The organism is Staphylococcus sp. HGB0015 (assembly GCF_000411275.1).
Classification (GTDB): domain Bacteria; phylum Bacillota; class Bacilli; order Staphylococcales; family Staphylococcaceae; genus Staphylococcus; species Staphylococcus schleiferi.
Map to the genome: position 1 here is coordinate 28377 of NZ_KE150419.1, position 13015 is coordinate 41391.

General features: G+C 38.5%; 15 protein-coding genes and 2 rRNA genes. 1 reads left to right on the top strand and 16 read right to left on the bottom strand.

What is annotated here, in order from left to right; all coding sequences use genetic code 11:
- Positions 1-253 precede the first annotated feature (253 nt).
- The 14 genes from veg to HMPREF1208_RS11470 all read right to left on the bottom strand — a co-directional run bounded on the left by veg (position 254) and on the right by HMPREF1208_RS11470 (position 11791).
- Positions 254-520 carry a biofilm formation stimulator Veg gene (gene veg, locus HMPREF1208_RS11405; protein WP_016426518.1) on the bottom strand — a complete coding sequence of 89 codons (267 nt, stop codon included), beginning with the start codon at positions 518-520 and terminating at the stop codon, positions 254-256.
- Between the two features lie 99 nt (positions 521-619).
- Positions 620-1510 carry a 16S rRNA (adenine(1518)-N(6)/adenine(1519)-N(6))-dimethyltransferase RsmA gene (rsmA, locus tag HMPREF1208_RS11410; protein WP_016426519.1) on the bottom strand — a complete coding sequence of 297 codons (891 nt, stop codon included), beginning with the start codon at positions 1508-1510 and terminating at the stop codon, positions 620-622.
- 4 nt (positions 1511-1514) lie between these two features.
- Positions 1515-2054 carry a ribonuclease M5 gene (gene rnmV, locus HMPREF1208_RS11415; protein ID WP_016426520.1) on the bottom strand — a complete coding sequence of 180 codons (540 nt, stop codon included), beginning with the start codon at positions 2052-2054 and terminating at the stop codon, positions 1515-1517.
- A 32-nt stretch (positions 2055-2086) separates the two neighbouring features.
- Entirely contained in the window at positions 2087-2857 is a 771-nt protein-coding gene (locus HMPREF1208_RS11420; protein ID WP_016426521.1) for a TatD family hydrolase, read from the bottom strand.
- Positions 2858-3189: 332 nt separating this feature from the next.
- Entirely contained in the window at positions 3190-5166 is a 1977-nt protein-coding gene (gene metG, locus HMPREF1208_RS11425) for a methionine--tRNA ligase (RefSeq protein WP_016426522.1), read from the bottom strand.
- A gap of 94 nt (positions 5167-5260) precedes the next feature.
- Positions 5261-6094, bottom strand: a complete 834-nt coding sequence (gene rsmI / locus HMPREF1208_RS11430) for a 16S rRNA (cytidine(1402)-2'-O)-methyltransferase (RefSeq protein ID WP_016426523.1) — start codon at positions 6092-6094, stop codon at positions 5261-5263.
- A gap of 4 nt (positions 6095-6098) precedes the next feature.
- Positions 6099-6344 (bottom strand): GIY-YIG nuclease family protein, encoded by a 246-nt coding sequence (locus tag HMPREF1208_RS11435; RefSeq protein ID WP_016426524.1) that lies wholly within the window; start codon positions 6342-6344, stop codon positions 6099-6101.
- The gene (locus tag HMPREF1208_RS11440) at positions 6337-7062 is read right to left on the bottom strand and encodes a tRNA1(Val) (adenine(37)-N6)-methyltransferase (protein WP_037559645.1); all 726 of its coding nucleotides are present in this window, start codon (positions 7060-7062) and stop codon (positions 6337-6339) included. Before HMPREF1208_RS11440 ends, HMPREF1208_RS11435 begins: the two co-directional genes overlap by 8 nt.
- 16 nt (positions 7063-7078) lie before the next feature.
- Positions 7079-7438: a DNA replication initiation control protein YabA gene (gene yabA, locus HMPREF1208_RS11445; RefSeq protein ID WP_016426526.1), complete on the bottom strand. Its 360-nt coding sequence runs from the start codon at positions 7436-7438 to the stop codon at positions 7079-7081.
- 13 nt (positions 7439-7451) lie between these two features.
- Positions 7452-8255 carry a PSP1 domain-containing protein gene (locus tag HMPREF1208_RS11450; RefSeq protein WP_016426527.1) on the bottom strand — a complete coding sequence of 268 codons (804 nt, stop codon included), beginning with the start codon at positions 8253-8255 and terminating at the stop codon, positions 7452-7454.
- A gap of 5 nt (positions 8256-8260) precedes the next feature.
- Positions 8261-9193: a DNA polymerase III subunit delta' C-terminal domain-containing protein gene (locus tag HMPREF1208_RS11455; protein WP_016426528.1), complete on the bottom strand. Its 933-nt coding sequence runs from the start codon at positions 9191-9193 to the stop codon at positions 8261-8263.
- Positions 9194-9413: 220 nt separating this feature from the next.
- A complete protein-coding gene (locus HMPREF1208_RS11460; protein WP_016426529.1) occupies positions 9414-9743 on the bottom strand; it encodes a cyclic-di-AMP receptor in 330 nt (109 codons plus the stop codon).
- Between the two features lie 85 nt (positions 9744-9828).
- Positions 9829-10443 (bottom strand): dTMP kinase, encoded by a 615-nt coding sequence (gene tmk / locus HMPREF1208_RS11465; protein ID WP_016426530.1) that lies wholly within the window; start codon positions 10441-10443, stop codon positions 9829-9831.
- Position 10444: 1 nt separating this feature from the next.
- The gene (locus HMPREF1208_RS11470) at positions 10445-11791 is read right to left on the bottom strand and encodes a hypothetical protein (RefSeq protein WP_016426531.1); all 1347 of its coding nucleotides are present in this window, start codon (positions 11789-11791) and stop codon (positions 10445-10447) included.
- A 151-nt stretch (positions 11792-11942) separates the two neighbouring features.
- On the opposite strand from HMPREF1208_RS11470, the gene HMPREF1208_RS11475 reads away from it, so the two are divergent.
- Entirely contained in the window at positions 11943-12134 is a 192-nt protein-coding gene (locus HMPREF1208_RS11475) for a hypothetical protein (protein WP_016426532.1), read from the top strand.
- 386 nt (positions 12135-12520) lie between these two features.
- On the opposite strand, the gene rrf is transcribed toward HMPREF1208_RS11475, so the two are convergent.
- Together rrf and HMPREF1208_RS11485 are read right to left on the bottom strand one after the other, a co-directional pair.
- Positions 12521-12635: ribosomal RNA gene (rrf, locus tag HMPREF1208_RS11480) — 5S ribosomal RNA — on the bottom strand.
- Between the two features lie 77 nt (positions 12636-12712).
- Positions 12713-13015: ribosomal RNA gene (locus HMPREF1208_RS11485) — 23S ribosomal RNA — on the bottom strand; the annotation flags it as partial.

Genomic DNA, 13015 nt, shown 5'->3' on the forward strand with positions numbered 1-13015 from the left:
TTATCATGCTGGACAGAAATCTATTTGATTTCGTTGTCCTGCCCCGGCAAGGATGACTAGGGTTGAACGAGCTTAAAAAGCGATGTTCAATCCAGTCAGCTACTGCGCTTTCTTAGGTATATCGACAACTTATCAATCAACATTAAAACGCTCAAGACTATCTATCAAATAGAATTCCACACCAAAAAAGACCATACTACCTATTAAGTAGAATGGCCATTATGTAGATTTATCCTTATATGCCAGGCATATATTATTGCGCAACTGCTTCTTGTTGAAGTTCTTCTTCTACAAATGAAACTTGAACGTTTTCAGTCAAAACGTCAGCATACGTGTAAGATACACGCTCAAAATTATGTTTCTCAGGGTCCAATTCAACAACGAACACTGATGGATACGTTTCAGTAAGAACGCCACAACGTTCAATTGTTTTTTTACGACCTCCATTAGCTTTAAGTACAATACGATTTCCTAATTGACAATCAAGAGAATTTTTGATGTCTCCAATAGATTTTGGCATATTGCTCCACCTCGCTACAAGTGTATTATAACACAATTAAGTAGGATGCGTCAAATAAAATTTTAATTTTAGCAAGGTGGCGTGCCAATGTCAACAAATTTAGAACGTTAATTTAGGGAAATTTTCCAATTCTTCATACAATCGTGCATATTCTTGTATTGACAATGTTTCCCCGCGTCGTTTCGGATCAATTCCAGCTTTTTCAAGCCATTGTAAAATTTCATTCCGCTGTGCTTTTCCATCATCAAAGAGATTCTGATAATTATTGAAAATCGTTTTACGTCTCTGGCTAAACGCCCCCTTTGCCATTTTGAAAAACGCTTGCTCGTTTTTCACTTCGACAAGCGGAGATTGACGCTTCATTAATTTAACAACAATAGAATCCACATTAGGTGGTGGCATAAAGACCGTTTTCGGAACGGTCAAAACTTTCGACGTTTTTGTATAATACTGGGTGACGATCGATAAAGAACCATATGCTTTAGAACCCACTTGTGCATTTAAACGCTCGCCCACCTCTTTTTGCATCATGACCACGTAACCATCAATATTCAAATCTTGCTCTAATAAGCGGAGTAGAATTGGTGTCGTAATATAATACGGCAAGTTAGCGACAACCATTATTTTTTCACATTCCGATAAATGCGTCTGCATTGCCTCTGAGACATTTGCTTTCAAAATATCTTCATTGATGACTGTAACATTGGGATAGGGTGATAGTGTATCTTTTAATACAGGGATTAATCTTTGATCAATTTCAAAGGCTAAAACATGTTTCGCCTTTTTTGCTAATTGTTCTGTTAGTGATCCCATCCCGGGTCCAATTTCAATAACACCCGTCGTTACATCAATGCCACTTGCATCAATAATGCGATGAATAATATTCACATCTATTAAAAAGTTCTGACCTAAACTTTTTTTGAAGTTAAAGCCATATTGATTTAATAATGCACGTGTTCTCGATGGTGTTGCAATGTCTTTATCATGCATAGATTTACTCCTCTTCCCCTAATGCCCTTCTTACATCTTCTTCTGTATAACCAAAGGCATTGAGTTTTTTTAATAATTGCTTTCCATTGGAATGACCAATATGCAGACGTCTTCCTAAAAGATCTCGGCGGCGGCGTGCATCTGGTCCAATGATTAATCCTAATTCAATTAGCACTGTTTTATCTATCGTTTCTTGTGCTTCTGATAGCGGCGAAGAAACGTGCATCAATGCTTCACGTATCGTTTCAAAGTCGGCGTGCTCGACTCCTATTTTACCCCGTCTATTTTTAGCTTTATCACGGTCGATAAATGCATGTTTCACACCGGGTACCGCTTCACGTATCGTCGTCCGTATTTTATCACCCGGGAAATCAGGATCAGTTAAAACGATGACACCTCTTGTTTCTTGAGCTTGACGTATGACATCTAAAGTCTGCGCATCTATAGCACTGCCATTTGTTTCAATGGTATCGCAGTCAACTGCTCTTTTTACGCGTTCAGTATCGTCTCGCCCTTCTACAACAACAAATTCATTAATTTTCAACGCTGCACCTTCTTTACCTTCTATGAACCGACCTATTTCAATCCGAATAAGCGTTCTGCATTTTGAGTTGTTTGTGCGGCCACTTCTTCATATGAAATACCTCGTAAATCCGCAATTTGCTCAGCCACTAGAGTGACACGCGCCGGCTCATTTCGTTTACCTCTATATGGGTGCGGTGATAAGTATGGCGCATCTGTCTCAACTAATAAACGGTCTAACGACACGTGCTTCGCTACTTCTTTCGGTTGTTTCGCGTTTTTAAAAGTCACCGGGCCACCTAACGAAATATAAAAGTTCAATTTATTCGTTACGATATCGGCAATTTCTGGAGAACCACTAAAACTATGCATAATACCGCCGACCTCTTCGGCATGTTCCTCCATTAAAATATCAATACAGTCTTGTGTTGCTTCTCGATTATGAATTATAATCGGTAATTTTACGCGCTTAGCTAACGCAATTTGCTTACGAAAAACTTCTTTTTGGACGTCTTTTGGCGATTTATCCCAATGATAGTCTAATCCCATTTCTCCAATCCCAATCACTTTAGGATGTTTTGAAAGTTCTTCAATCCATTCTAAACGCTCATCTGTAAAATCAATGGCATCAACAGGGTGCCAACCAATAATAGCGTAAATAAAATCGTATGCATCGATTAATTGCATCGCACGTTCAATTGTTTTTGTTTCGAATCCTACGACAAACATACGGTCTACCCCAGCATCTAGTGCGCGTTGTATCACTTCTTCTAAATCTTCATCATATTGATCTGCATTTAAATGTACATGTGTATCTATAAGCATTGTTCATCCTCCTTATCATTTGATTCCTCTATTTTCTATTTCGTTTCAAAAATTCTATACCCGCGTCATTGACTTTAACAAACACGCCAGTCAATACGTATAGGTCCTTTTAAATCGTTGAAAATAAATCTATCCGCAATAAAGTAGTGCTTATCGTCGCCTCTTATCATAAATGAAAGAGTGAGACGTAATCAAAATCTACTCCGTTCGATTTTGTCGTCTCACTCATTGCATTAGCGATTAGATTGATATCATCAACTTGAATTAGAACCTTGCTCGCGTCACCCATACACTGTTAAAAACGTTTCTGTGCATTACGCTTTGCGTCCCATTTATTTAATGATTGCGCCGTTAGGTACCGCATTCGGTAAGCTAATTAATGTTAAGACATCATCTTTTTCAGCAGATAAAATCATACCTTCAGATTTTTGTCCCATTAATTTTGCAGGTTTTAAGTTTGTAACGACAGCGACTTTTTTACCAATGATATCGTCAGGCTGGTAAAATTGTGCAATGCCTGAAACAATTTGACGTTTCTCATGTCCAAGATCCACTTGAATTTTGAGAAGCTTATCTGATTTTTCAACATTTTCTGCGTCAATAATTGTTGCAGCTTTAATCTCAACTTTATCAAACGCTTTAATATCAATTTGTGGTTTTGATGTCACTTCTACTTGCGTTTCTGCCGCTTGTTTTGGTGGCTGCATTGATTCTCTAATATAGCTAACTTCAGCCTCTACATCCAATCTTGGGAAAATAGGCTTCGGTTGGCTTGTCACTATGATAGGCTCTGTCAAATGGCCATAGCGACCGAGACTTTCAAAACCATGAAGTGCTTCGCTATTAATATTCAATTGCTCAAAAATTTGATATGGTGCATGTGTTAAAAACGGACGCAATAAGACAGCTGCGAAACGTATATTCTCTACTAAGTGTGCCATCACACTGCCCAACGCTTCTTTTTGTTCAGGATCTTTTGCTAAAATCCATGGCGTTGTTTCATCAATATATTTATTCGTACGGCTAATGAGCTTCCAAACCGTTGACAATGCAACTGAAAATTGAAGTTTTTCCATATGATCGTGATACACTTCAACGGTATCTAGCGCCATTTGTTCCACTTCTTGATCAACTTCGTGCATAGGTCCTTGATATGCTGGAAGTTTGCCATCGAAATACTTGTTAATCATTGAAATTGTACGGTTTACAAGGTTTCCTAAGTCATTCGCCAAATCAAAGTTTGTGCGATCAATAAAGGCTTCTGGTGTGAAAACACCGTCAGAACCAAATGGAAGCTCACGCATTAAATAATAACGCGTCGCATCTAAACCATAGCGATCAATTAACACATTTGGATCCATGACATTCCCTTTAGATTTACTCATTTTGCCGTCTTTCATTAAAACCCAACCATGTGCAAAAACTTTTTTAGGAAGCGGTAAATCTAAAGCCATTAAAATAATTGGCCAAATAATAGAATGGAAACGCACGATTTCTTTTGCCATTAAATGAATATCTGCAGGCCAATATTTACGGAATAACGCATCGTCGTCTGTTAAATAACCTAAGGCTGAAATGTAGTTAACAAGCGCATCTAACCAAACGTAAACAACATGTTTTGGGTTGGAAGGAACTTTCACACCCCAGTTAAAAGAAGTACGTGAAACAGCTAAATCTTCTAAGCCAGGCTTAATGAAATTGTTAATCATTTCATTTTTACGAGATGGTGGTTGTATAAATTCTGGATGCTGATCATAAAATTCTAACAAGCGATCCGTATATTTCGATAATTTAAAGAAGTAGCTTTCCTCTTTGACTAATTCCACTTCATGTCCAGAATCTGGGCTCTTACCACCTACAATTTTGCCATTTTCATAAACGGGCTCTACTAATTGTGTTTCTGTGTAGAAGGTTTCATCTGGAACTGAATACCATCCTTCATATTCTCCTAAATAGATATCGCCTTGCGCCAATAATTTTTCAAATATCTTTTCTACCACTTCGGCATGACGACGCTCAGTTGTTCGGATAAAATCATCGTTAGAAATATCCAATTTTTCCCATAATGCTTTAATGTCTTTGATCATACTATCAAGGTAGTCGAGTTCTGACTTCCCTGCTTTTTGAGCTTTTTCTTGAATCTTTTGACCGTGCTCATCTGTCCCTGTTAAATAGCGCACATCAAAGCCTTGCAAGCGTTTATATCGAGCAATCACGTCACCCGCAACTGTTGAATATGCATGCCCGATGTGTAAATTACCACTCGGATAGTAGATCGGTGTAGTAATATAAAATGTCTCTTTCACCATCAGCGCTCCTCCTCAATTCTTATCTTATCTAATATATCTAAATTTCGCTTTATTTTCAATGTTACAATTCAATCCCTATTGTACTAAAATGTGTTTAATTGATGTTGTGGAAAATATTATAAACTTCTTTACTCGACATTTGACGATCTTGCGCTACGTGCTTAATCGCTTGTTTAGGTTTCATATTTTGATCAATATAATGATTTACATGCGCTTCAATCGTCATGTCCTCAAACCATGACGTAGACGCCTTCGCCATTGCTCCCTCAATAATTAATACAAACTCACCACGCAACGGAATTGTATCGTCTAATTGGGCAATTAAGTCATCCACCCGGCCTGTTTGAATCTGTTCAAATTTCTTTGTTAATTCTCTCGCCACTGTCATCATACGCTGATCGTCCACCTTAGCAATCGCCTCTAGCGTTTCTTTTACACGGTGTGGAGATTCATACAACAATAAAGTACTCTCTTGAAACATTCTTTTTTCAAGCACTTCTATCTTGTCGCGTGTTTTACGTGGTAGAAAACCAAGAAAAGTATATGTAAATGATGGCAAACCACTTGCCATAAGCGCTGTTAGTCCAGCATTGGCTCCCGGAATAGGGATAACATTAACGTTTTCTTCGCGTGCACGTACAACCAATTCATAACCAGGATCAGAAATCAAAGGTAAACCCGCGTCTGACACAAGTGCAATATCATCTCCGGCACAGAGCTTTTCGATAAGACTTTCTGTCACACGTTGCTTATTATGCTCATGGTAAGATTTCAAAGGTGTCTCTATCTCAAAATGATGACATAACTTTTTAGTAACACGTGTATCTTCACACGCAATCAAATCTACTTGTTTTAAAATATTGATAGCTCGAAAAGTCATATCATCTAAATTTCCTATGGGCGTTCCTACCAAATATAAGCTTCCCATTTCATCACTCCTCAATGAGTTGGATTTTTTGTTGTCGTGTCATTTTTTTAATCGCACATTCACGCTTAAGTGCTGCTGATTTTGTTTCAAACGTTTCATAATAACGCAATTGAACAGGACGTCGGCTTTTTGTATATTTCGCGCCTTTTCCTTCATTATGTTTGGCGATTCGCGCTGCTAAGTTGTTCGTATATCCGGTATAAAGTGAAGCATCTTTACATTGAACAATGTAGATATAATGTTTATCCATAATACACCTCTCGCATTTCAGGCGTATATTGTTGATTTTCGTCGTATACATAAAAAGGCGGGGAAATCTTTAGACCTTGCCGTCCACCTTTTCGACCTTCAACGACAATGGTTTGCGCAGATTGCCCAGGTTTACTGTAAACCATGTGGAGTTGCTTCGGTTCAATACGGTGTCGGCGCATTGCTTCCAAAAGATCAAGCAAACGTTCTGCACGATGAACCATTACAATACGTCCACCCTCTTTTAGTAAATGCTTCGCAACTCGAAAGCAATCGTCTAAAGTACAAAAGATTTCATGTCGCGCAATTTTATGTGCTTCAATTTGGTGTTGATGCGCTTGATTCGCTTTAAAATAAGGTGGATTGCAAGTAACCAAATCAAATGACGCGGGTTGAAATGTTTCAACCAAGCGATTAATGTCCATCTCAAGCATTGTGATGCGGTCATCTAATTGATTATATGCAAAACTACGACGTGCCATATCAACAAGTTGTGGCTGGATTTCTACTCCCGTAATTGGGTTAAGACCTTTCGCCGAGAGCAACAATGGAATGACACCATTGCCTGAACACATGTCTAAAATACAATCTCTCTTTTTAACCTTTGTAAAATGACCGAGCAACAGTGCATCTGTAGAAAAAGAAAAGACTGCATCATTTTGAATAATGCGCAAGTCTTCTCGAATTAAATAGTCTAATCTTTCACCTGTTTGTAGCATGGTTCTCATTTTCACCTCATTTGTCGTTAAGCACATTTAAACAAAACATACAATCCTCGCCGTGGCGATGCTTTCCAAATACATCATGACAAATATGAAAACCTTCATGATACAATTTGGCAAAATATTCCCGACTTTGTAGTTGTTTTTTAGTGGGCTGTGAGGTTGCATTGCGCGTTTCTTCATTGGGCGTTTCGATGTTCTCTTCTTCCTCTTGATGCATCAAAGCTTTAAAATTATCATTTTCAATTTGTAATGCCACATTTTCTTCTACGAGTTCAACAGTTAAAGCTTTTAACTCTTGCATATCCTCATGAATACGCGCTACATTTTTTTCTAATCGCATTAATCGGTCGAATAGTTCATTTCGATCCAACAGATGAACCTCCCTACTTTAAAGTTTCTAATTCTTCAATATGGTATTCTGTCAGTTGTTCCATACCATCAAGACGGACTTGCATGGACACATCAATAATATTTAAACCGACAACTTCTCCTTGACCTTCTGGTGTTTGAATACGCTCTCCTACGTCAGGCAAATGTGCTCTGGCTGTTTCATAATAATCATTTTCATACTTCAAACAGCACATTAAACGCCCACAGGCACCAGAGATTTTAGTAGGATTGAGTGATAAATTTTGATCTTTTGCCATTTTAATTGATACCGGCTCGAAATCTCCTAAAAAAGTGGCACAGCACAATGAACGCCCACATGGTCCAATCCCACCGAGTAACTTCGCTTCATCGCGCACCCCAATTTGGCGTAATTCAATTCGTGTTTTTAAGCGTTGCGCTAACATACGCACTAGTTTTCGGAAATCGATACGCTCATCCGCTGTAAAATTAAAAATGATTTTAGTGCGGTCCAGAATATATTCACAGTTCACAACACGCATATCTAGTTCCAATTGATCAACAAAACCTTTACACATCTCTAAAGCACAATCCGCATCTTGCGCATTTTTTTCATAACAGGCTAAATCTTCTTCAGTAGCAACTCTTAAAACAGGCTTTAAAGGTAGGGTCACATCTTGATCTGACACCGCTCTTGGTGGATGTTTGATCACACCGAGTTCGTGTCCTCGCTTAGATTCTACAACCACATATTGCCCCTCTGTTAATGGCGTGTCAATTGGCTCATAATATTCTAATACGTTTGCTTTTTCAAAATATACACCTGCGACAAAGTGCATAAGCGTCACCCCTTCACCTTAATTGCAATTTGTTCAAATACTAACGTTGGATTCACATTTTGATTGAGTTTTTTATGCGCCTCAGTAATTTGTTCAATAATATATGTTAAATGACGATAGCTCATTTGTGAGGCTAACGATTCATACTCTTCTGTCATGCCAGAAAACGTAATGCGGTCGGACATCTTTGTTTTAACATACAATAAATCTTGAAAGTAGGCATTAATTCCAGATAATGCCATCAATTGGAGCTGTCTATTTTTAGCATGCTTGAGTAATTCAACAACTCCGATGAGCGCCATTTCACGCTGCTTCACTAGACGGTAACACCACTGCAACAATACCTTACGGAAAGGTTGCAACTCGAAATCCTGATTGAGTTGCGTTGCCACTTCAATTTGCGTCGTATATGTACTGAGTAACTCTGCTATCGGTTTTGTGATAGTTTCATCTTGTGCCATTAAACGCGACACGAATGTAGCTCTGGACATCGGTTTAAAATACACATGTTGGCACCGAGAGTGAATCGTATCTAAGATTTGCTCTGGCTTTGTGGACATAATCACCGCAATCGTCTTTTGAGGCGGTTCTTCTAAAAATTTGAGAATACTATTTTCACCTTGTACCGTTAATTTTTCAAAATCTTGAATCACATAGACTTTAAAATCCCCTTCAATGGGTAACTGATTCATATGATGAACGAGCGCTTCAACTTGCTCTTTTTTTATCGTTGCTTCGTCTGTCATCACGTATTGAAAGTCAGGATGATTATGTTCGGTTACTTTATTCCTACATTGCGCTTGATCTTGACAAAAGATAAATTGTGCAAAATCCATCGCCGTTGTTTTCATCGTTTCCGCATCGTCACCTTCGAATAAATAGGCATGTGACAACTTTTGATTTTGATACGCTTTTTTTAATTGATCAATTACTTCCATGAAACTTTGCGCTCCTTTATGAAAATGAATCCTGACATCTCAACACACTTTAGGCTGTTTTTTACTTAATTCCATGATGTATGACGAAGAAAGAAACACCTTGTAATTTAAACTGAGCTACTACGCATGTAAGTCATACTTGATACAGGCAAAAAACAAAAAGGTTGAAACAACGTAAACGAATTTTGCTCGCCAACACTGTCACAACCTCCATTTTATTCTAAAATTGATGGAATGATTCTACTGGCATTACAAAGACAGTTGCGCCACCGACTTCGACTTCTACAGGATAAGGAATATACGAATCAGCACTTCCGCCCATTGGTGTGATTGGTGATACAAGTTGCTCTCTATTACCACATGTGCCACCGATAACTTCTAGTATTTCATCAACTCTGTCGTCATCAACACCACTTAAAAATGTCGTGTTTCCAGCTCGCAAAAATCCACCTGTTGTTGCTAATTTCGTCGCACGAAAATTGTTTTCAACAAGTTTATCCGAAAGTTCTTGGCTATCTTGATCTTGAACAATCGCTATAATCATTTTCATTTTTACAAACACCTCTTAGCGTATATTATAACATATCTCGTATCACTGCTTCACTTCAATCCTAAGTAAACAACTAAATGACTTTTTAATCTGCCAATTGTTTTAGAATGGCTTTTACTGATGCATCAACGACGGCCTCAATCGGTTGACTCGCATCAATCACTGCAAAGCGCGTTGGATCTTGCTTGATAATATGTTGATACCCTTCGATTACACGTTCATGGAATAACATACTTTCTTTATCTAAACGATTTTGCTCGCGTTGATTACGTTCAATTCGTTCTCGTCCAACTGCCGCTGGAATATCGAGGTATAGCGTTAAATCTGGATAGCGTCCTTCTATCGCAAAGTCATTGATAGTTTGTACTCCTTTTACCCCGATTTCACGTGCATAACCCTGATACGCTAAAGAACTATCAATAAAACGATCACAAATCACTAATTGTCCTTTTGCTAATGCAGGCAAAACTTTTGCGACAAGATGCTCTCGTCTCGCAGCAGCAAACAACAATGCTTCAGTTCGACCATCCATGCTATCGCCGTTTAATAATATTTGACGAATTTTTTCTGCTGTTTCCACACCGCCAGGTTCGCGTGTCGCCACGACATCATAATCACGTGACAATCGTTTAACCACAGCTTCGAGTACTGTTGTTTTCCCCGATCCTTCTGGTCCTTCAATCGTGATAAATCGGCCCATTCTACTCATCCTCTACTTTAATTTTTCCATTTTTAAGGCCTTCAACGCGTATCTCACGTGTTTGCCAATAATGAATTAATTTTATCATATCTTTAGTGATTTTTTCGCCCCTTAATAATGAAGGTACACCCGGTGGATACGGAATTAAATGTGCCGCTAATATTTTGCCATTTGCATGTTCAAAAGGTATCTCAACAAATGAATTTGGTGTCACCGCATTGTATTCTCCTGCTTGACTGTAAAGCATTGGCGCCTGTCCATGCTGAGTTGTTTCCCTAACAGCACCTATTTTCATTCTTGCTATACGTTGTAACAACAACGCAAAAGGATAACGATCATCAACATGCCATAAGGGTAAAACCCATAAAACGGACTGTTCGTCAGCTAATTCAACATAGATCGCATTTTCTTCCATGAGTGCCTGAATCTCTTGTCCAGACCGTCCTTTACAACGAATCAGCAGTTTAAGCGGGTCCTCTGGCTCTAAAACCTCAAAGGCGCTTTCTTTTAACTTTTTAATCAATATTTCACGCTTTTTAAAAAAATAGTCACTTTGGTAGTGTCGATAAAAAGTTTGTGCTGACTCTAAACTTTCTAATAACAAATAAGAAGGGCTAGAAGATTGAAAAGTTTGTAATAGTAATTCTATTTGAGCACGGTAAGGTGCATCCTTATGTATCCATAATATAGAACTCATGGTTAAACTCGGTAACGTTTTATGATAAGATTGCACAACATAATCAGCGTTATCATTCATACTTGAAGCTGGAAAACCGTTCAAACCAAAATGTGCACCGTGCGCCTCATCTACAAGGACTGGCACATTAATCGCATGATAATCTCGAATCACTTTTCCGATGTCATACGCCTCACCATAATAATTTGGATATGTCACAACACCTAATTTATAGTTCGCTTTAATAGACCTATTGACCTCTGGCACAAGATACTGATTGGTTTGTGCACTCACTGACGTTGGCATGATATTAGCACTTTGCCCACCAATATCTAGCGCATTAAATACCGATTTATGTACATTTCTAGCGATACTCACTGTGCCTTTTCGATTGGCAAACGCATGAATAACCGCTAAAATACCACTCGTCGTCCCATTCACTAAATAATACCCTTTATAATTCGGATGCTGGTCTAAAGTCTGCATACTTTGATATAAAACGTCATCTGCATGATGTAAATCGTCAAATCCTGTTATTTCCGTTACATCATATTGTGGCTTTGTGAAAGAAAGATCACCGATTGTTCCATTTTTATGGCCTGGAACATGCATGGAAATGGGCGTACTTTCCCCCCATGATTTCATTTTTTGTCTTAATGGTTGATAAGACATCCCTCAATCCCTCCTTCACCTATTTATTAACTTACACGAATTTAATACATCTATTATAACGAACATCTTGGGAGACGTCAGAAATTTCATGGCTAGACCCTTTCAAAACACGTACATATGTTCTATAATTTTTGTGGAGGTGACGATATAAATGGAGATTCAATTAGATTGGGATAAAGACTTTCAAGAATTCCAAGAAATCTTAAACAGTGGCATCCACCCCAAATGGCTTTACACATCAATGACAAATATGATTTTAGAACCCGCGTACACTGGACAAGGCAAGCAGTTTTTTTATACTCAGGATATTATCGAAGCGAGCAAACAATTACCATTTTTCTAATATACGCATACTTGAGCTTGCTAAAATATTATCAATAATATTTTAAAATTTTGCTTTTATTTTAAGCATTTCTGATATATCATTACACATAGGCACAATATCTCCTTAATCGTTGGTTTAGGCACTTACAATTATAGAGATATTTGTGCTTTTTTAATATCAAAAATTAAAATAACGGTCAGTGAATATTTCACCAACCGTTAAAAATATACAACCAAAATATACAGCCGTAAAATGAGCCATGCATGCTCACAATCCTCTTGCATAGAGCGCTGTTGATAACAGCCCCCCATACTTTGAGAGCATATAAAAATACACCCCAAAAGATGATTTCTCACCTTTCGGGATGTACGCCGCTCATCGCATCCAATTATGCGTTTATTTCTGCTTGGCAACGTACTACTCTCGCGGAACGTCAGTCCGACTACCATCAGCGCTAAAGAGCTTAACTTCTGTGTTCGGCATGGGAACAGGTGTGACCTCTTTGCCATAGTCACCAAACAAAAATGCTTTTGAATGTTATACATTCAAAACTAGATAGTAAGTATACATTCACAAGTAAAACCTTATGAACAAATTTGATTAAGTCTTCGATCGATTAGTATTCGTCAGCTCCACGTATCACTACGCTTTCACCTCGAACCTATTTACCTCGTCATCTTCGAGGGATCTTATAACCGAAGTTGGGAAATCTCATCTCGAGGGGGGCTTCATGCTTAGATGCTTTCAGCACTTATCCCGTCCATACATAGCTACCCAGCTATGCCGTTGGCACGACAACTGGTACACCAGAGGTATGTCCATCCCGGTCCTCTCGTACTAAGGACAGCTCCTCTCAAATTTCCTACGCCCACGACGGATAGGGACCGAACTGTCTCACG